Source organism: Paenibacillus sp. FSL R5-0490 (assembly GCF_001956215.1).
Taxonomy (GTDB): domain Bacteria; phylum Bacillota; class Bacilli; order Bacillales; family Cytobacillaceae; genus Cytobacillus.
The window spans coordinates 99,764-119,510 of record NZ_MRTQ01000005.1 but is presented as its reverse complement, the minus strand read 5'-3'; the positions used below and the strand labels follow the sequence as shown (position 1 = coordinate 119,510).

Below are 19,747 nucleotides of genomic sequence, written 5' to 3'. Positions count from 1 at the left end.
ATTTCCCGGAATCATTAACCAAATTTGTAAAATAGACAGCATCCTGATTTAATAAAAAAACTCAGGCACTCGCCTGAGTTTTTTGTAATTATTACACTTGTGGTTCGTCACTGGCTTTACGTTTTTCTTTAACAGTATGAATAACGCCTTTTTCTTTCAGCTCCTTGCCTTTCCATACTGCCCATATCTGTGCAGCAAGGAAAATGGAAGAATAAGTACCTGCAATCAAACCGATCAGAAGTGCAAACGAGAAGCTTCTGATTGATTCACTTCCAAACACGAGCAGCGCAACGACTGTAAACACAACCGTTAAAACAGTATTTACAGAGCGGCCCAGCGTTTGACGAAGACTCTTGTTTACAACATCCGCAATATCTTCAAATGACTTGAGTTTTTTCTTTTTCTGCATATTCTCACGCATCCGGTCAAAAGTTACGATTGTATCATTGATCGAATAACCGACTACCGTGAGGACTGCGGCAATGAAGGTAATATCCACTTCAACACGCGTAAAGCTAAATACAGCGATTATAAAGAAGGCATCATGCAGGAGCGCAAGAACTGCCGGGATGGCCATCTTTATCTCAAAGCGAATAGATACATAGATGATAATGCCTACAGAGGCTATCGCAAGAGCTTTCAGTGCATTTTTAGCAAGTTCTTTTCCTACAGTTGGTGAAACTGTGCTGACATTCGGATCTTGACCGAATTTTTCATGAAATTGAGTTTTAACTTCTGCTATTTCGTCTTTTGTTAAAACATCTTTAAATCTAGCAACACCAATTTCCTTATTATCACCTGAGATGACAATATCATCTGTCTCGATTCCAAGAGCTGATAATTCAGCTTGGAATTTTTCTTTTGTTAAGGATTCACTTGCCTGCTGCTCGATCCGGGTACCGCTGACAAAATCGATTCCAAGATTTAAACGGAATATAGAAAGAACAATTATTCCTGCAGTAATTAAAACAGCAGAAAGGATGAAAAACTTCTTGCGGTTCCCTACAAAATCAAATTTGTCAAATTTGGTCGGCAAATCAAGGGTATCATAGTTTTCAGCAATATTTTTGATCTCACTTTTCTTAACTCCAAACCAGCCTGGTTTTTTATCAAGTGCTTTACTATGGACCCAAAGCCACATAAGCAGCCTTGTACCGTATACAGCAGTAATAAAGCTGGCCAGAATGCTTATGATAAGCATGGTAGCAAATCCCTTTACAGAACTTGTCCCATACATGAATAAAACGGCTGCTGCCAGAATAGTTGTGATATTCGCATCAAAGATTGTAGAAAGTGAGTTTTTCTCTCCAGCCTGGAAAGCTGATTTGATTGTTCTGCCCACTTTCATTTCTTCACGGATTCTCTCATAGGTAATGATATTCGCATCAACCGCCATACCAACCCCCAGAATGAGCGCAGCAATACCAGGCAGCGTCAATACGCCATTCATCCAGTCAAAAACAAGTAAAATCAGATAAATATAAAACGATAAAGTAAGAGTTGCAATAAATCCTGGGAAACGATATACCGCAATCATGTAGATAAAGATAATCAATACTCCTATTATTCCGGCAAGAATGGTCGTTTCCATTGCCTGCTCACCAAATTTAGCACCTACTGATGTTGAATAAGCTTCATCGAGCTGTACAGGAAGGGATCCTGCATTCAATAAATCTGACAGTGTCTGTGCTTCTTCAACCGTAAAGTTCCCAACAATAGACACAGTATCCTGATTAAAGATCTGGCTTACCTGAGGAGCAGATAGATATTTGGGATCTTCTTTAGCCGATTCAGTCTTGAAAGAATCCTTGCCTTCTTCAAAATCAAGCCAGATGACAAGCAGGTTATTTGGCGCTCCCATGTTGACAATTTTTTCAGTTACATCTTTGAATTTTCCGGCACTTTTCAGTTTCAATGAAACGCTTGGCTTTCCATTTTCATCAAATGTCTGCTTCGCCCCATTTTCTGCAAGGTCTGAACCATCCATCATTATTTGATCATTAACATCTCTGAATGAAAGATCTGCTTCGGTAGACAGAATTTCCCTTGCTTTATTCTGATCAGTTACACCTGCAAGCTGAACACGGATCCGCTTATCACCCTCAATTTGGATATTCGGCTCGCTTACACCAAGAACATTGATTCGCCTGTCCAGTGCTTCGGCAGTACTTGCTAGGACTTCTTTAGTCACCTTCTGCCCATCTTTTGGTGTCACATCATAGAGCACTTCGAATCCGCCCTGCAAATCAAGGCCAAGCTTAATATTTTTTAAGATGTTGTTTGTCGTTGCCCCAGCCAAACTTCCCAATAATAAAACAATCAGGAAAAAAGCAACGATACGGCTGCGCTTTACCATTCTGAATAAATCCTCCTTAACTATCGCCCGCTACTTGATATAACAGGCACTGCATCAGCGGCGTGATGCATTATTTACCATACATTCCTGCACGTGAAGGCTGCATTACTATCTAATAAGCCTTCCCGTTAATTAAGACTACTGTTTGAAACTGTTACTACTCGTCCTTAACTTTCATTCTATGTATAACCTATTACATGAAAAAGGCCGATTACTCCGCTTTTCATTATGAAACAGATTGTAAAACCTGTCAATTTCTCTTATATCATGTTAAACCATGAAAAAATTGGAAACACCTGGCTATTTTAATAGTTTTTTTCTTTCTTCTTCGTTATCTAAATCAAATTCAGCTTCTTTAAAAGCCCCGATGGTAGCATAATGAATGTATTCACTCACCTTTACTTCCATTATTTCTTCCACAATTTCAAATAGCCTGACATTTTCTTTTGGTTTTTTCCACTTTTTCTTTGTGAGATATCCCCAGAGCTCCTGTTCAGACACCTTTTTATATCCCAGAAGCTGAAATTCATCCAGTTTGCTTTCCAATGCAGGCTTTACCGTAGTGCGAAAATAATCATATTCATGGCCGATTTTCATATTCAGCCGCCTCCCCGCCATTAATAACATGGAAATTATGATAGCTTGTCATGCTTTGTCCTCTATCTTGCATATAGATAATTGTATATGATATTACCCATTTTGAGAAGGCAGGGAGTTGAATGTCCAAATTTCTGAAAGGTACCATGATCCTGCTCGCTGCAGGCCTGGTGACCAGGGTCCTTGGCTTTATTAACAGAATTGTCATTGCCCGATATATTGGAGAAGAAGGTGTTGGCCTTTATATGATGGCCTTTCCCACCATGATTCTTGTCGTCACCATCACACAGATTGGACTGCCGGTTGCTATTTCTAAAAATGTGGCCGAGGCAGAGGCAAGAGGAGATACAGCAAAAATTAAAAAAATATTAATTGTGTCCTTGGCAACTACCATCTCGCTTTCCATTGTTTTCACTCCCGCTTTAATTTTGCTCGCTCCATTATTATCAGAGACACTCTTTACTGATAACCGGACCCATTTGCCTTTGATGGCAATCGCTCCAATTGTGCCGATCATTGCCGTTTCCTCTGTCATTCGGGGTTATTTCCAAGGCAGACAGAACATGAAGCCTGCTGCCTATTCCCAGATGATTGAGCAGGTAGTCCGAATCAGTCTGATCGCTTTAATGACTAAGGCTTTCCTTCCATATGGCATTGAGTATGCGGCGGCGGGAGCCATGCTTGCTGCAGTCATCGGGGAGCTTGCATCACTGCTTTATTTAATGACCACATTTAAGCTTAAAAAGAAATTCAGAGTCAGGAAGCAATTTTTTAAATATGTGTCTTCCGGGAAAAGTACATTTAATGAATTGATGACCGTTGCCCTTCCAACGACAGGAAGCAGAATGATCGGTTCTGTCGCGTGGTTTTTTGAACCGATTGTGGTAGCGCAGAGTCTGGCACTTGCAGGTGTGGCGGCAGCGGCGGCTACAAAGCAGTACGGGGCTCTTACGGGCTTTGCCATGCCTCTTCTGATGCTGCCATCGTTTATTACTTATTCTTTGTCAACTTCTCTTGTTCCAGCTATAAGCGAGGCAAATTCCCAAAATAATATGCGTCTGATCGAATACCGGCTTCAGCAGGCACTTCGATTTGCATTTATTACCGGGGGCCTTGCAGTGGTGGTTCTCTACGTCCTTTCCGATCAATTAATGGAAGTGATGTATGGCTCCTCAAGCGGATCACATTTTATTAAACTGATGGCGCCCTTTTTCTTGTTTTATTATTATCAGGGACCTCTTCAGGCAACTTTACAGGCATTGAATCTTGCCCGTGCTGCCATGATCAACAGCTTGATTGGAGCTGTTGTAAAGACGGCCGTTATCTTTCTCCTTGCCAGCCAGCCTGCATTTGGGATTAATGGAGTTGCGATGGGGATATTGACAGGCACAGTCCTGGTGACAATGCTTCACTTTGCAACCGTTCTGAAAGCTATTTCTTTTACTTTTTTCGTAAGGGATTATCTAAAAACGTTCATAGCAATGATTGTATCAGGAGGCTTAGGGTTCTGGATGCTAAAAGACATCCTTGCCTCTGATATGAATACAGCCTTAAGGGTTATTCTGATATCCGCAGTTATCACAATTGTCTATATCATCCTCTTATTAATCTTAAAGCTGATTAGAAAGAATGACTTAATTCGTATTCCGGGGATCGGCAAAATGATATCCAGGCTTGCCTTTAAATAATGTTTCACAGGTCAGCTGAGCTGGCCTTGTTTTTATTTTCTTTCATCAAGCAGGTCCACATAAAATTGGCCATTTTCATAACTGCAGAATGAAATCTTGGATATCTCTTTATACCCCTCTTTTCGAAGTTCCTGACGCAGCCAAAAGTCACTTTTATTTATCGTTTCCAGATTAGTTTTCTGAATCGTGCCATCTATAATTAAAGGGATCGTTATCCCTCCCTCTTTACTGTCTTTTCTTTCAAACACTGACAGCGTACCGGAGGATTCAAGGATAGCAAATTCCACATCGGAGATTTTGGCAATATCTTTTTCTCTTAACTGCAGAAGCAGGTCATCAAAGTTGTAGCGCTGCTTCCTCATGGCATTTTCATCTATTTTTCCTTTATTAATAATGATGGTCGGCTTTCCATCAACTATGTCCCTGAATGTTTTGCTCTTCAGGGAGAATATGGCCAACACAATTTGTACAACCATCAAAAGGAGCATAGGAAGCACATTTTTTAAAATATTTGAATCCGGAGTTTCAATCGCGACAACTGCAAGTTCAGCAATCATGATATAGACGACCAGGTCCAGGATGCTGAGTTCACCAATTTCCCTTTTGCCCATTAGTCTAAAAATGAGAAGAATGACTGCATACAGAAATAAGGTTCTTACAACGATGATTAGATATTCTTCCACTTCAACAGCACTCCTTTTGATGCAATCCTTTCTATTCTTCCGCATATTTGAACTTTTATGAGTATAGGAGGTTTTTTCTTTGAACAATTTCGATTCTATTTTTTCATTGTCTGAATATGCTTGTACTAAGGAAAAGGCTGGTTGCCTCAAGGGTCGAAAGCCGTTCCTGTTCACTTATTAAGAAGGGAGAGGGTCCATATAGAAGAATCAAAGAACTTTGGAAGCGCTGTACTTTATGGTATTATTGCGATTTTTGCCATTGCCGTTGCCGGCAGTCTTATTTTTTCACTGCTCCTGAGATTTACATCACTGCAGGAGTCATCCTTGCAGTATATTATTACTGCTGTTTCATTCATTTCTCTTTTTGCAGGCGGGTTCATTTCCGGAGGTAAAGGAAAGCAAAAAGGCTGGCTGCTCGGTGGCTTAACCGGCCTTGTTTACTCAATCGTTATTTTTCTTTTTCAATATTTGGGACATGACAGTTTATTTAATATGGAGCAAATGATATACCACACCTGTTTCACACTTACAGCCATGATGGGCGGTATATTGGGTGTAAATCTCAACACCAAAAGAACTGCATAAAAAAGAAGGTCCTGCTCAGGACCTTCTTTTTTGGTATTAAGATTTTGCTAATGCATCGCCAGTTGCCTGCGTTACTTCGCGGATCGCTGCACGATCGTATGTAAGACGGCTTCCGTCACCACATTTAATAACCACTTTGTCTTCGTCGATAGCATCAACGAATCCATGAAGGCCGCCGATTGTAACAACCTTATCTCCCTTTTTCAAATCACTCTGCATTTGCTGAACTGCCTTTTGGCGTTTCTGCTGCGGACGAATTAACAGGAAATAGAATAAAACAAACATCAGCAATAATGGTCCTAATGTTCCTAAAAGCTCCATAGTTTTCCCCCCTTTCAAAGATCAGCCCGATTCAAGGAAAAAGCTGCCCCTAATTTTTATGATTAAAAGTTCTTCGCGTTAGGCTTATTAAATCCATACCGTTCGAAAAACTCTTCTCTAAAGTCTCCCAAGCGATCTTCCCTGATAGCCTGTCTTACCTGCTCCATTAATTTTAACAGAAAATAAAGATTATGGTAAGTTGTAAGCCTGATTCCAAATGTTTCATCACAGCGGATCAAATGCCTGATATAAGCACGGCTGTAGTTTCGGCATGTGTAGCAATCGCAATTTTCATCTATAGGACCAAAATCTCTTGCAAATTTTGCATTTTTAACAACCAGCCGGCCATTACTTGTCATCAATGTTCCGTTCCTCGCAATCCTGGTAGGAAGAACACAGTCAAACATATCGATTCCTCTAATCGAACCATCAATCAAAGAATCCGGGGATCCCACTCCCATAAGATATCTTGGCTTATCTGACGGCATTAGCGGTGTTGTGAATTCAAGCACACGATTCATAACATCCTTAGGCTCGCCTACCGATAATCCGCCCACAGCATACCCCGGGAAATCAAGAGATGTTAAGTCTCTCGCACTCTGTTTGCGCAGCTCCTCATATTCTCCGCCCTGTATAATACCAAAGAGTCCCTGGTCATTCGGGCGCTTGTGAGCTTTTAAGCAGCGCTCAGCCCATCGGGAAGTCCTTTCAACTGACTTCTTCATATATTCAAAAGAAGCTGGATAAGGCGGGCACTCATCAAATGCCATCATAATATCAGATCCAAGTGAATTTTGAATATCCATTGCTTTTTCAGGAGATAAAAACAGTTTGTCACCATTCAAGTGGTTCCTGAAATGAACGCCTTCTTCTTCAATTTTGCGGAATTCGCTAAGGCTGAACACCTGAAACCCGCCGGAATCGGTCAGAATGGCCCGGTCCCAATTCATAAATTTATGAAGGCCGCCTGCTTCTTCCACGATTTCCTGACCCGGCCGGAGCCAGAGATGATAAGTATTGCTCAGAATGATGCCCGCTCCCATTTCCACCAATTCTTCCGGGGACATGGTTTTTACTGTAGCGAGTGTTCCAACGGGCATGAACACAGGGGTTTCAAAAGAACCATGCGGCGTATGCACCCGTCCCAGACGGGCACCTGTTTGCTTACATGTTTTAATTAATTCATAACGAATTGCAGTCAAGTTGCAGTTCTCCTTCCATTTAAAAGCACATTATTCCTGCCAGGGAAAGGCAGAATAATATTACAAAATGAGCATAGCATCTCCAAAGCTGAAGAACCGGTAGCGCTCTTCAACTGCCTGATTATAGGCATTCAGAACATTCTTACGGCCAGCCAGTGCACTCACAAGCATAATTAAAGTTGATTTAGGCAGGTGAAAATTCGTAATCATGCCATCAATCGCTTTAAAATCATAGCCAGGGTAAATGAAAATATCAGTCCAGCCGCTTGCTTCCTCAAAACGGCCGTTATGCGCAGAAGCAATGGTTTCTAAAGTCCGCGTGGAAGTAGTCCCCACACTGATGATTCTTCCTCCCTGTTCACGCACTTCATTTAAAAGCCGTGCAGTTCCTTCAGTTACCTGGTAAAATTCAGCATGCATTTCATGCTCATTTAAATCCTCCACACTAACAGGCCTGAAGGTTCCAAGACCGACATGCAGAGTAATAAAAGCAATATGCACACCCATTTCTTTTATTTCTTCAAGAAGCTGTTCAGTAAAATGCAGGCCTGCTGTCGGAGCTGCAGCAGAACCGCGCTCACGGGCAAACACAGTCTGATAACGGTCCCGATCATCAAGCTGCTCTTTAATATAAGGAGGCAAAGGCATTTCTCCCAATTGTTCAAGCACCTCATAGAATATCCCGTCGTACCTGAACTCAAGTACTCTGCCGCCATGATCTGAGGTTCCAGTGCAGACAGCAGTCAATTTGCCGTCTCCGAAAGTTATCACAGTTCCTTCTTTTACTCTTTTGGCTGGTTTAACCAGTGTTTTCCAGGAGTCCCCTTCAAGCTGTTTGAGAAGAAGCACCTCTATTTTCGCACCAGTGCCCGTCTTTTCTCCAAACAGCCTCGCAAGAAGCACCTTTGTGTCATTTAATACAAGGCAATCTCCCGCTTGAAGGTAATTCTTAATATTTTTAAAAACACTATGCTGAATATCCCCGGTTTTCTTATCAAGGACCATCAGCCTGCTGCTTGTCCGATCAGCCAAAGGCGTCTGTGCAATTAATTCTTCAGGCAAATGAAAATCAAACCAATCTACTTTCATGATGTCACCCTTCTGTTATTCATATAGACTACCGGAACCTGCCAATAAAATAAAAGATGGCAGATAGAATAATGCTCAGCAAAATCGACGTAACGACTGGAAAATAAAAAGTCGTATTGCCTTTCCTGATCACTATATCTCCAGGCAGCTTGCCAATATTAATAAACTGGCTTATAAATCCTATGGCAAAAATGATCGCACCAATGACCATCAGCCACTTTGATATGCCGCTCAATCAGCAGGCACCTCCATTTGAAAATGGCGGTACACCAGGTCTGTTACAATTCTTCCTCTTGGTGTCCGCTGAAGAAACCCAATCTGCAATAAATAGGGTTCATAAACATCTTCAATCGTATGCGCTTCTTCCCCAATGGTCGCTGCAATGGTTTCAAGACCTACAGGTCCGCCGCGGAATTTTTCGATTATCCCTCTTAATAATTTATGGTCAATATGATCAAGGCCTAAACGGTCAACCTGCAAAAGCTCAAGAGCCTCCTTGGCCAGTGTTTCATCAATTTGGCCATCTGCTTTGACCTGGGCGAAATCCCTGACTCTCCGGAGGAGCCTGTTTGCAATTCTGGGCGTGCCTCTTGACCTTCTCGCCACTTCAATGGATGCTTTTTGATCTATGCCTGTATCCAGCACCTCAGCTGTACGGACAACAATATTCGTCAGCTGCTCTTCTGTATAGTATTCAAGCCTGCTTAGCACGCCAAACCGGTCTCTTAACGGAGCCGATAGCGACCCTGCCCTTGTTGTCGCGCCAACCAGTGTAAAAGGCGGCAAATCCAGCCTTACTGATCTGGCACTTGGCCCTTTGCCGATAACAATATCCAGACAGAAGTCTTCCATTGCCGGATAAAGAACTTCTTCTATAGACCGCGGCAAGCGATGAATTTCATCAATAAACAGGACGTCACCCGGTTCCAATGCAGTCAGGATCGCAGCCAAATCACCTGGTCTTTCAATTGCAGGGCCTGCAGTAGTTCTGATATTTACACCCATTTCATTGGCAATAATAGCAGCCAGAGTGGTCTTACCCAAACCCGGCGGCCCATATAGAAGGACATGATCCAAGGTCTCCTCGCGAATTCTTGCAGCTTTAATAAAGATCTCGAGGTTCTCCTTTACTTTATCCTGACCAATATACTGCTTTAATGTCTGCGGGCGCAGACTCTGTTCAAATGAAAGATCCTGAAGATCAGCTTCACCGGATATTATCCGCTCTTCCATACTTAATCACCTTCTTAATTCAGCATAAAACGAAACGGCCTTTTCAAATAAATTATAGTTTTAAAAGCTTTTGCAGAGCCTTCTTTATGTATTGGTCCGTTGTAAGCTTTTCCTTTTTCAATTCCGGTGTAATCTTTTTCAGTTCCTTATCCGAATATCCCAGTGCTTTTAATGCAAGCAAGGCTTCTTCCAAATCTCCCGCAGGCCCGCTTTCAGCCTGAAGTTTTTCCGCTGAAAACAGATTAGGGAAAAAGTCAGGTACAATATCCGGAAGCTTCCCTTTCAGATCAAGAATCATTTGTCTGGCTGTTTTCTTTCCGACTCCAGGAAACTTAACGAGAAATGCTTCATCTTCATTTTCAATCGCCTGCACCACCTGTTCAGGTTCACCAGAAGCAAGAATTGCAAGAGCTCCCTTCGGCCCAATGCCGGTAACATTGAGCAGTCTGGTAAACAGCGTCTTCTCCTCACGAGTCTGAAAGCCGTACAATGCCATGATATCTTCCCGTACATAATGATATGTAAATATCCTGACTTCCTGGCCGTACTCCGGTGTATAGCTAAATGGATTAGGCGTTAGTATCTGGTATCCAATTCCATTGTTTTCAACAACTACATATTCAGGTCCGATAAAATCGAGCCTGCCTCTTACAAATTCAAACAATGCCTTTCTCTCCTCTGATTCAACTGTACCTCATTGTACCATAAACTATTTTGGCACGAAGAATAAAATGCTGAACAGGCTGGGGATAGATATATTGCCTGTTGACAAAAATCCTTAATATACACAAGATACTTTGTTTCACCTAATGCATTAAACTCATTCTATAAATTAACATCGACTTTTATCAATTGCTTCCCGCCTCTTTCAATACCGAGATAACGCAAAGTTTCAGCGGAAGAATGGTGATTATAGATGGACATAATAATTGAAATGGCAATCCCTTTTCTATATGCATGATAGCCAAATGTTTTTCGAAGTGTATGTGTGCCGATCTTTCCAGGAATTCCAGCTTCCTTTGCAGCATTATTAATGATCCGATAGGCTTGCTGGCGGGTGATGGGCTGATTATTCTTTTTCGATTTAAAGAGATAATCACATTCAGAGAAATCATGCTGAGTAAAATACTTTTTCAGTTCTTTTTTCACGCTGTTATTTAAGTAAAATGCTTTATTTTCATCGTTATTTATATTGGTTAAATAAATAAACTCTTTTATCTCGGTCCCATCCCAAACATCACTGATTTTCAGAGATAGCAAATCACTGACCCTTATGCCCGTATTAATCCCTAATACAAAAAGCAAAAGATCACGCTGTGACTGCTGCCTTAATATCTCTTTAATTTTATTTATGCTTTTGATGTCCTTAATAGGATCAACATATTCCACAAGATTCCCTCCTGCAACTAATGTTACATAAGTATAAGCTATCAAAAAATAAGTAACATTACAATGATCGGATGACGTTTATACGAAATAAAAAGGCGCTTTATTTACCCTTGATTCCTTGAGGGGGAAGGGGCTGAGCCAGACAATTTTCAACGTTTAAAAGAAGATTATCTTACCGTTTTAAAAACAGAAACATGCAAGAGAAGTATGTTCCCTTGCATGTTTCACCGCTTTTTCAATTCGCCTGCTTTTCACCGGCAGTATAGCTTTTAAAGGTTTCCAGAACTTCCACATATCGATCTTTTGAAACAATAGGTATGCCTTTTTTTAATTCTTCACATTTTGTGCTTTCTAATTTTCCTAAATCAATTTGAAAGAATGACTGAATAATATTCGTTTTTTGCGGCTTTCCATTGAAAATGGTCAGGGTTCCATCCTCTGTTACACCGAAGTACCCATTTGCTTTTAATAATGGTGATATATCATCCACTTTTCTTCGGAATACTATATAATCTATATCCATATCAACAAGCTGCCATTGATCATATTTAGCCCAGAAATCTTCAAGGGTCCATATGGTTTCCTCTATCGTTTCCTGACTCACTTCCCCATCCAGATACTCCCTTTCCAAAATGACCTCCATCTTAAGCGGACCTTCAATTTGTTCTTCTGCTGCCTTAGCATATAAAGAAGTACCGTTAGATAAAAAAATGAATGCGTCCATCTGGAAGAAGAGATAAAAGGAAGCAGCTCCTACTGCCAGCAAGCCCCATACGGTTCTCATGATCGATCACCTCGATTAAATAGTAACTTCTTCACTATCTGCCTGAGCCTGTTTTTCCCAGATCTTTATGATTAGTGTGGCCAAAATTTTCATGTTTATCCTGAAATAATTTTATATGTAAAAAGGGGCAAAGCTCAGCTGCCTTTGCCCCTAATGCTAATTCGTTATTTTTCCCTGCGAAATAAGTTTTTTAAATCCCAATCAATTTGCTCTCTTGGGCCCCCATCACGAAGATTATTATCAATGTTTCTTAAACGGCTGAATGTTCCTTCGTCTGTTACAACCTTTGCAGATCTTCCTCGCAGATATGGCTCGACAGCTTCATGAATCGCTTCTTTCGTTTCTTCTTCCTTATCGTAATCAGTCAGATCTACAGCAATCAAAACATTGCTTCCATAGGTAACTGACCTGACGTCTTCAACATTTGGAACAGATGCTGCAACGTCGCCGATTTTTTCAGCAAGCTCACCTTCATAAGCCTGATAATAGGAATTTTTAGCTTGTCGCGTATTATCATCCAGATGCCCGTGATAATTTGCATCGCTATGGCTAAAACGATTATCTTTCATGAAAAAGCTGCGATCTCTGTCTGCAATAGGAATAGTAGGGTTTCCGGTATTTTCGTTCCGGACTCTCCGGCCATTATTGTCCACCTGGTTATAGCGGGTACTTTTCCCCTCGCCTCCAAGCGTATGATCCATCATTTCTGTCAGAGGCCCATCATTATCGGTTCCATCTTCCACCCGGGCATTGCCGCCGCGGTTTCCATGATTCTCATTCGAGTAATATCCCATGGGCTGACCAATTTCATTGTTCCGTTCAACACCTGCATCTTCGTTCGTTCCACATCCTGTCAATCCCATTGATAAGATGGCAGCCATCGGCACTGCAAGCAGTTTCTTGTGCAAGCGAAAAACCCCCCTCGCTAATATTACAAGCCCTGAGCATTTCTGCTCTTATTTAGCTTGTGAGCGGAGAGAGGCTTTCATTCTGTCCATTTACGTCCAATTTTTTAATGAGCATTATTTGTTTTTGTCATTGGCAGCATATTTAAGAGCTTTAATAAAACGCTGTCTTTCAGCAAACTGACCTACAGTTAAGTCCAGAACAGGGCGAATTTTCACAGAATCAAGATACGATCTATCCCTAATTACACGATTCCATTCCCTGAATATATCAGTTGGAAATGCCAAAGCATGAAGAAAGCCCTTTTCTTCAAGATTGGATTTTAAGATTGGATATTTTCTCAAATCTTCAAAGGACCAATTCATATAAGGAAGGATGCGATTTGCATACTGCAGATAATCGGAATGAGGAGCCCCTATTGCTACCAGGTCAAAATCGAGCAAATATAATGATTGATCTTTTGCTCTGAGAAAATTATGATGTGCTACATCACCGTGCAGAATGACCTGCTTCCCCGACTGAAAAAGCCAGGCTTCGTCTTCCAAGCCTTTTAAGGACCAATCTGCCCAGGCTAATAGCTCATTAATAATTTCTTTTTGGACAAAATATCTTACTACAGGGAGATTATTAAGGAAAAGGGTTGCTCTTTCTCTCCACTTCTCAGCCTGCCTGTATGCCGGCACAACCGTTTGATAGCGGCTGACCAGCTTCTCTGTAGTAACATGGAATTTCTTCAGCAGCTCCAGCCCTTCTAAACGATCTTTCTTCAGGTAATAAGTAAAAACTTCTTTCGAAGGCGGTAAATACTCCATACAGCCATAATAAGTCCTATCAAAAAACAAAGGCGGTTCTTTGGCAACTTCGTAAAAAATATATGTTTTTGAAAATCCTTCTTTCATTAATGAAGAGGTGAATGCTTCCTGAAGCTTTAAACGGTGATAGGATGAAAACCCTTTTAGTATAAAGGACCTTTCCTGTGTCCTAAGCAAATAAACCTTCTTTCGAATTGGCTTTAATTCTACAATTTTAAATGGCAGCTGATCCTGCAAATAGGAGAGGAGACGATTTTGAACTAAATCGTCTCCTCCATTATTAACCGTCGTATTCACTGCTTTCGTCTATGTTTCTTGGCATTCCGAAAGCCGCTCCGCCCATTGGGCCAAAACCCTGACCGAAACCTGGTCCCGGACCATAGCCGAATCCCGGACCATATCCCTGCCCTGGACCAAATCCTGGTCCTGGTCCGTAGCCTCCAGGAGCAAATTGAGGTCCTCCACAGCCGCAATCATCGGAAGCTCCCATCACCGAGCCAGGCATCAATGGCTTTTGAGACATGCCTGGGGATTCTTCCATTCCCTGCACCTGTGGCATCTGATGCGGCATTTGCATTCCCATATCTTCTGCTCCCATCACACCCGGTGGCATTTGGTGCGGCATTTGCGGCATCATTGCCCCTTGTACCTGCGGCATCTGGTGCGGCATCTGCGGCATCATTGCCCCTTGTACCTGCGGCATTTGGTGCGGCATCTGCGGCATCATTGCCCCTTGTACCTGCGGCATCTGGTGCGGCATCTGCGGCATCATTGCCCCCTGTACCTGCGGCATCTGGTGCGGCATCTGCGGCATCATTGCCCCTTGTACCTGCGGCATCTGGTGCGGCATCTGCGGCATCATCGCCCCTTGTACCTGCGGCATCTGGTGCGGCATCTGCGGCATCATTGCTCCCTGTACCTGCGGCATCTGGTGCGGCATCTGCTGTCCCATATCTTCCGCGCCCATCACACCCGATGGCATTTGAGCCATTGGCATAAACGGCGAAGATTCATCATAATCCGGACTTTCCACTCCGGCCATCATACCCATATGTGGCATTTGATGCCCAGGCATCATTGCTCCCTGCACTTGGTGCGGCATCTGCGGCATCATTGCCCCTTGTACCTGCGGCATCTGGTGCGGCATTTGCGGCATCATCGCTCCCTGCACCTGTGGCATCTGGTGCGGCATTTGCGGCATCATTGCTCCCTGCACCTGCGGCATTTGGTGGGGCATCTGCGGCATCATCGCCCCTTGTACCTGTGGCATCTGGTGCGGCATTTGCGGCATCATTGCTCCCTGTACCTGTGGCATCTGGTGCGGCATCTGCGGCATCATTGCTCCCTGTACTTGTGGGAATGGCATTTGCGGGTAACATGGATTATAAGGAAACATCGGCTGATATTGACCTCCTTGATGTGTATAAATAGATGATTCGCTTTCAGGCGATTCTGGGCTTTCTTGATTTGATGACGGCTTTACCTGCGGAAGGATATTAACTGGTTTAGGCGGGAGCTGGGGCTGCGGCTTAGATTCTGAAATTGGCAATGGTTTTTGCTGCGGTTTTGTTTCTGCAGGCTTCACTGGTTTTTCCTTTGCTTTAACTTCTTTTGCGGGCAGAGGTTTCTGCTGCTGCGGCTTAACCTCTTTTGCCGGCAGCGGCTTTTGCTGCGGTGCCGGCTGCTGAATATTCATCATGTAATAATTATTTATATCAATTTCCGGCATAATAGGTGTTGGCATTTTGGGCTTATAAGGTTTTTTTGGAACTTCCTTCGGGGCCTCTGCTTTTGGTGCAGTCTTAGGCACTTCTTTCGGAATTTCAACCTTCGGTGCCGTTACTTTTGGCATTTCCTTTTTTGGTGCTTCAGCTTTCGGCATGGTAATAGGTTTCTCTTTGGCAAAAGGCTGTTCTGCTTTTGGCATTTCCTTTTTGGCACCCAAATTTATTTTTGCTTCCGGTTTTCCTCCAATAGGAGCTTCTTTTTTTATAGAGCCTCCACTTGCAGGAACTTTTATTTTCATACCGGGCATAATCATATCAGGGTTGCTGAGCTGTGTATTCATCTTTTTCAGCTCTTCAAAATTCACGCCGTACTTTTTGGCAATCTTCCAAAGAGTATCCCCTTTCTGTACGATATGGATTTTCACTCTGAATTCCCTCCTATGCTTAAGGTGATGCTTCCATCTGTGATGGCTGGCCTTAGGTCCACATGATGTGGGTCACACAGAATGTGCCGCAGGCGCGGCTTTCTCAGTCTGTGCCCTAATCAGCATTTACGGGCATTTCATCCATTTATGTGAAAGGTGCAGATTAGTGCCCGTTAATCTCGATGAGTCCATATAGTGTATGAAGGATTGGGCAAATTGCTAACAATCTACACAAAAAGATATGCTTTTTTTCCGGGAATTATGATTCATCGTTTCATTCAGAGACCAATCACAGCAATGGGCAGTAAGGCAATAAAAAAATCCTCCTGAAGTGGAGAATTTTTTTATTCCGGCATAGCTTCCGCGAAGTATATTTTACCCTGCGGGCTATTTTTCAATTTTAGCAGCCTGAAAACTTTTTGCCGCATTTATGGACGTTCAAGCATCCTGCCAAGTGCCAGTTTAGCATATGCCGCAGTTGGTTCTTCAACCTGAATCAGATTTTGGCTTTCACCCTCCCCGATTGCTTCAAGAGACCAAACCAGGTGCGGCAAATCGATTCGATTCATGGTCAGGCAAGGACACATATGCGGGTTAAGTGAGATAATTTTCTTATCCCGATGCCGTGCGATAATTCTTTTAACTAAATTCATCTCTGTACCGATCGCCCAGGAAGATCCAGGCTCTGAGTGTTCAATTGCTTCGATAATGTAATTGGTTGACCCTGCCATATCGGAAAGCTCCACCACTTCTCTCCTGCATTCGGGATGGACAATGATTTTCATATCGGGATATTGTTCGCGAACCTCTTGGACATTTTCTATAGTAAAGTTTTCATGAACAGAACAATGTCCTTTCCAAAGAATCACTTTTATGTCCTCCAGCTGCCCTTCATGTTCCAGCTGATCTGTAATAGGGTTCCAAACAGCCATTTCTTCAAGGGCTATCCCCAGGTTATATGCTGTATTTCTTCCAAGATGCTGATCAGGCAGAAAAAGAATTCTCGGCTTCTGCTCAAAGGCCCAGCTCACCATTTTTTCAGCATTCGAAGAAGTAACTGTCGCTCCCCCGTAACGGCCAACAAAAGCCTTTATGGACGCAGTAGAGTTTACATATGTTAGAGGAAGCATAGTATCGCCAAACATATTCTGCAGCTTCGTCCAGGCTCTTTCTGTTTGGCTGATATCAGCCATATCAGCCATGGAACAGCCTGCACGCATATCAGGCAAAATCACCTTTTGATGTGGAGATGTTAATATATCCGCCGTTTCAGCCATAAAGTGCACTCCGCAAAATACAATATATTCTGCCTCGGTATTTTCCTGTGAAAGCTGTGCAAGCTTGAGTGAATCACCTGTAGCGTCCGCAAATTGGATGACCTCATCCTTCTGATAATGATGACCCGGAATGAACAGCTTATTCCCAAACTTATTTTTTATCTCTCTTGCCCGATCCTCCAGTTCCTTCACAGTCATCATCCGATATTTTTCCGGTAGGATATTTGCTTGTTTTTCTGCTGTCTGAAAAATATTCATATGCCCCAAACCCCTTTGTCAACAATTTATTCCACAATAACCTTCACGCTTATATCAAGTGATTTCACAGAATGGGTAAGAAAGCCGAGGGAAATGAAATCAACTCCTGTATCGCTGTAAGCCTGCAGGTTATCGAGGGTTATTCCTCCGGAGGCTTCAGTCACTATCCCATTCGGCACGCTTCTGATCCACTCTTTTATCTCTTCAGGACTCCTGTTATCAAACATGATTACATCTGCACCTGCCTCAGCTGCTTCCAGGACTTGTTCTTTTGTTTCCGTTTCGACTTCGACTTTAACCATATGCCCTATTTTTGAACGCAATTCTTCCACAGCTTTCGCAATTGAGCCGGCAAAAGAAATATGGTTGTCTTTAATCATGACTGCATCATAGAGGCCATATCGATGATTAAATCCCCCTCCGGACCTGACTGCATATTTTTCAAGCATTCTCAGTCCTGGAGTAGTTTTTCTTGTATCACAGATTTTTGTGTGTGAACTGTTAAGAACCCGGACAGCCTCATTTGTTTTTGTTGCTATTCCGCTCATTCTTTGGACCAGATTCAAAATAACTCTTTCTCCTTTTAATAAATCCGATACTGGCCCTGAGACTTCAGCAAGGATTTGACCTTTCTCGATCCATTCTCCGTCCTTTACTTTTATATTGACTTCAGCCGCAGGATTCAGCACCTTAAATCCTGACCTGACTATTTCTTCACCGCAAAAAATCCCATTGTCTTTTGCCAGAAAAATGACTTTTCCTATCTGGCCCTCTCCAAAAATAAGTTCACTTGTCAGGTCGCGGTCACCAATGTCCTCGAGAAAATATTGTTCAAGTTGCAATCGCAGCTTTAATTTGTTCATTTTCACCATTCCTTTCAGCTTTTCGGCAGTGAATAATCCTTTTTCCAAGCCATTCCGGGCTTTCGAAAGGATAATCCTGCCGGAAATGACCACCCCGGCTCTCTGTTCGCCTTAATGCAGAGTCTGTGATCAGATAGGCTGCAATCAGCATAAAAGCCCGGGTTATTTCCTCTATTGAAAAAGGTTCAAGATCTGCTTTTATCCATTCTTCAATATTGCAGCCTTCGAGCCAGGCCATCTGAGCGAAAAGCCCTTTCTTCGTTTTGACAATCCCGGCATTTTTCATCATGTTCATTTTAATTTCTTCAACGGAAGGCAAATCTTCTTTAAATGGCCGCCTTAGTTCAGGGTTATGACTTTGCTGTTCTTCAGCAGGTTTACTATAAGGCTGTTTATCTAGCCACTCCGCAAGCCTCATGCCACAATACAGTCCTTCCAGCAGGGAATTGCTTGCAAGCCGGTTAGCACCATGTATACCTGTGCAGGCAGCTTCACCAATTGCATACAGGCCGGGAATGCTGGTACGGCCCAATAAATCAGTTTTTATTCCCCCCATTAAAAAATGACTGCCGGGAGAAACAGGAATTTTCCCAAGACCTAAATCTACACCGTTTTCTTCACATAATTTTGTTATGGTCGGAAATCGGGATTTAAAGTTTTCAATTGAAGAGATATCCAGGAACACGCTTTTCCCCTTCTCCAGCGAATGATAGATGGCCTGCGACACTATATGTCTTGGCGCTAAATCACCCTGTGGGTGAAGACCTTTCATTAAAGGCTGGCCGTCTTCTGTAATAAGACGGCCGCCCTCTCCCCTTACAGCTTCAGAAATCAGTCCCAATGCTTTGCCATCTTTATAAAGAAGTGTGGGGTGAAATTGGATGAACTCCATATCTGCTATCTCTGCCCCGGCCCTGTATGCTAAGGCAATCCCATCCCCAGTTACGGTGTCGGCATTGGAGGTATATTCATACAGCTGGCCGCAGCCCCCCGTAGCGAGCACAACATGAGAGGAAAAGAATCGATGAATAGCACCAGCAGAGTCTTTTCCTTTTATCCCTATACACCTGCCGTCTTTTATGAGCAATTGGAATACAAGAATATCCTCTAAGATTCGAACGTTGGGATTTTGCTTTAACAGCATAAAATCGATGACTGTTTTTCCTGTGCTGTCTCCTCCCCCATGAACAATTCTATTTTCTGAATGAGCCCCTTCCCTTCCTAACGCAATGGATCCATCAGAATCCATATCAAACAGGCATCCCTCCTGATTCAGCTCTTTTATAAGGGATGGCGCCTCACTGGTCAGGGACAGCACTGCATCAGAATCATTATGAAACCTTCCTGCTTCGAGTGTATCCATGTAGTGCTTTGATGGGTGATCATTTTCCCCCAGGGCAGCAGCAATACCGCCCTGCGCCATATATGAGTTTCCATTTTTCACAGTCGACTTTGTGAGAATAATCACATTCAAATCCTGGCGCAGCTTCTTTGCCAACTGCAGAGCGGCTACCCCGCTTCCAATAATTAAAACGTCGGCATTCATTATTTT

19 protein-coding genes are annotated in these 19,747 nt (G+C 42.8%); 2 read left to right on the top strand and 17 right to left on the bottom strand.

The window, feature by feature from the left end:
• Positions 1–91 precede the first annotated feature (91 nt).
• Both secDF and BK139_RS05615 read right to left on the bottom strand, forming a co-directional pair.
• On the bottom strand, positions 92–2,356 hold the full coding sequence (secDF, locus tag BK139_RS05620; RefSeq protein WP_076257386.1) for a protein translocase subunit SecDF: 2,265 nt from the start codon (positions 2,354–2,356) through the stop codon (positions 92–94).
• 300 nt (positions 2,357–2,656) lie between these two features.
• Positions 2,657–2,953, bottom strand: a complete 297-nt coding sequence (locus BK139_RS05615; protein ID WP_076257385.1) for a post-transcriptional regulator — start codon at positions 2,951–2,953, stop codon at positions 2,657–2,659.
• A 122-nt stretch (positions 2,954–3,075) separates the two neighbouring features.
• Between BK139_RS05615 and spoVB the strand changes: the two genes are divergently transcribed.
• A complete protein-coding gene (spoVB, locus tag BK139_RS05610) occupies positions 3,076–4,641 on the top strand; it encodes a stage V sporulation protein B (protein ID WP_076257384.1) in 1,566 nt (521 codons plus the stop codon).
• A 32-nt stretch (positions 4,642–4,673) separates the two neighbouring features.
• On the opposite strand, the gene BK139_RS05605 is transcribed toward spoVB, so the two are convergent.
• Positions 4,674–5,324 carry a DUF421 domain-containing protein gene (locus BK139_RS05605; RefSeq protein WP_076257383.1) on the bottom strand — a complete coding sequence of 217 codons (651 nt, stop codon included), beginning with the start codon at positions 5,322–5,324 and terminating at the stop codon, positions 4,674–4,676.
• Positions 5,325–5,522: 198 nt separating this feature from the next.
• On the opposite strand from BK139_RS05605, the gene BK139_RS05600 reads away from it, so the two are divergent.
• Complete coding sequence (locus tag BK139_RS05600; protein WP_076257463.1) at positions 5,523–5,909, top strand: TIGR04086 family membrane protein; 387 nt, start codon at positions 5,523–5,525, stop codon at positions 5,907–5,909.
• 36 nt (positions 5,910–5,945) lie between these two features.
• On the opposite strand, the gene yajC is transcribed toward BK139_RS05600, so the two are convergent.
• The 14 genes from yajC to nadB form a co-directional block, all read right to left on the bottom strand.
• The gene (yajC, locus tag BK139_RS05595) at positions 5,946–6,230 is read right to left on the bottom strand and encodes a preprotein translocase subunit YajC (protein ID WP_009333093.1); all 285 of its coding nucleotides are present in this window, start codon (positions 6,228–6,230) and stop codon (positions 5,946–5,948) included.
• Between the two features lie 62 nt (positions 6,231–6,292).
• Positions 6,293–7,432, bottom strand: a complete 1,140-nt coding sequence (gene tgt, locus BK139_RS05590; protein WP_048011594.1) for a tRNA guanosine(34) transglycosylase Tgt — start codon at positions 7,430–7,432, stop codon at positions 6,293–6,295.
• Between the two features lie 60 nt (positions 7,433–7,492).
• Positions 7,493–8,521: a tRNA preQ1(34) S-adenosylmethionine ribosyltransferase-isomerase QueA gene (gene queA, locus BK139_RS05585; RefSeq protein WP_076257382.1), complete on the bottom strand. Its 1,029-nt coding sequence runs from the start codon at positions 8,519–8,521 to the stop codon at positions 7,493–7,495.
• Between the two features lie 28 nt (positions 8,522–8,549).
• On the bottom strand, positions 8,550–8,756 hold the full coding sequence (locus tag BK139_RS05580) for a DUF2905 domain-containing protein (RefSeq protein ID WP_048011596.1): 207 nt from the start codon (positions 8,754–8,756) through the stop codon (positions 8,550–8,552).
• Positions 8,753–9,754, bottom strand: a complete 1,002-nt coding sequence (gene ruvB / locus BK139_RS05575) for a Holliday junction branch migration DNA helicase RuvB (RefSeq protein ID WP_076257381.1) — start codon at positions 9,752–9,754, stop codon at positions 8,753–8,755. Before ruvB ends, BK139_RS05580 begins: the two co-directional genes overlap by 4 nt.
• 52 nt (positions 9,755–9,806) lie before the next feature.
• On the bottom strand, positions 9,807–10,418 hold the full coding sequence (ruvA, locus tag BK139_RS05570; protein ID WP_076257380.1) for a Holliday junction branch migration protein RuvA: 612 nt from the start codon (positions 10,416–10,418) through the stop codon (positions 9,807–9,809).
• Between the two features lie 161 nt (positions 10,419–10,579).
• Positions 10,580–11,143, bottom strand: coding sequence for a tyrosine-type recombinase/integrase (locus BK139_RS05565; RefSeq protein WP_076257379.1), 564 nt, complete (start codon positions 11,141–11,143; stop codon positions 10,580–10,582).
• 235 nt (positions 11,144–11,378) lie between these two features.
• Positions 11,379–11,927, bottom strand: a complete 549-nt coding sequence (locus BK139_RS05560) for an intercompartmental signaling factor BofC (protein ID WP_076257378.1) — start codon at positions 11,925–11,927, stop codon at positions 11,379–11,381.
• A 164-nt stretch (positions 11,928–12,091) separates the two neighbouring features.
• Complete coding sequence (locus tag BK139_RS05555) at positions 12,092–12,835, bottom strand: YhcN/YlaJ family sporulation lipoprotein (RefSeq protein WP_076257377.1); 744 nt, start codon at positions 12,833–12,835, stop codon at positions 12,092–12,094.
• A 114-nt stretch (positions 12,836–12,949) separates the two neighbouring features.
• Positions 12,950–13,942 (bottom strand): phosphotransferase, encoded by a 993-nt coding sequence (locus BK139_RS05550; protein WP_076257376.1) that lies wholly within the window; start codon positions 13,940–13,942, stop codon positions 12,950–12,952.
• Positions 13,926–15,797: a SafA/ExsA family spore coat assembly protein gene (safA, locus tag BK139_RS05545; protein ID WP_076257375.1), complete on the bottom strand. Its 1,872-nt coding sequence runs from the start codon at positions 15,795–15,797 to the stop codon at positions 13,926–13,928. Before safA ends, BK139_RS05550 begins: the two co-directional genes overlap by 17 nt.
• Positions 15,798–16,225: 428 nt before the next feature.
• Positions 16,226–17,332, bottom strand: coding sequence for a quinolinate synthase NadA (gene nadA / locus BK139_RS05540; RefSeq protein ID WP_076257374.1), 1,107 nt, complete (start codon positions 17,330–17,332; stop codon positions 16,226–16,228).
• A gap of 26 nt (positions 17,333–17,358) precedes the next feature.
• Positions 17,359–18,195 (bottom strand): carboxylating nicotinate-nucleotide diphosphorylase, encoded by an 837-nt coding sequence (nadC, locus tag BK139_RS05535; RefSeq protein WP_076257373.1) that lies wholly within the window; start codon positions 18,193–18,195, stop codon positions 17,359–17,361.
• Positions 18,164–19,741 carry an L-aspartate oxidase gene (gene nadB / locus BK139_RS05530; protein ID WP_076257372.1) on the bottom strand — a complete coding sequence of 526 codons (1,578 nt, stop codon included), beginning with the start codon at positions 19,739–19,741 and terminating at the stop codon, positions 18,164–18,166. The genes nadC and nadB overlap by 32 nt, the downstream gene beginning before the upstream one ends.
• Between the last annotated feature and the right edge of the window lie 6 nt (positions 19,742–19,747).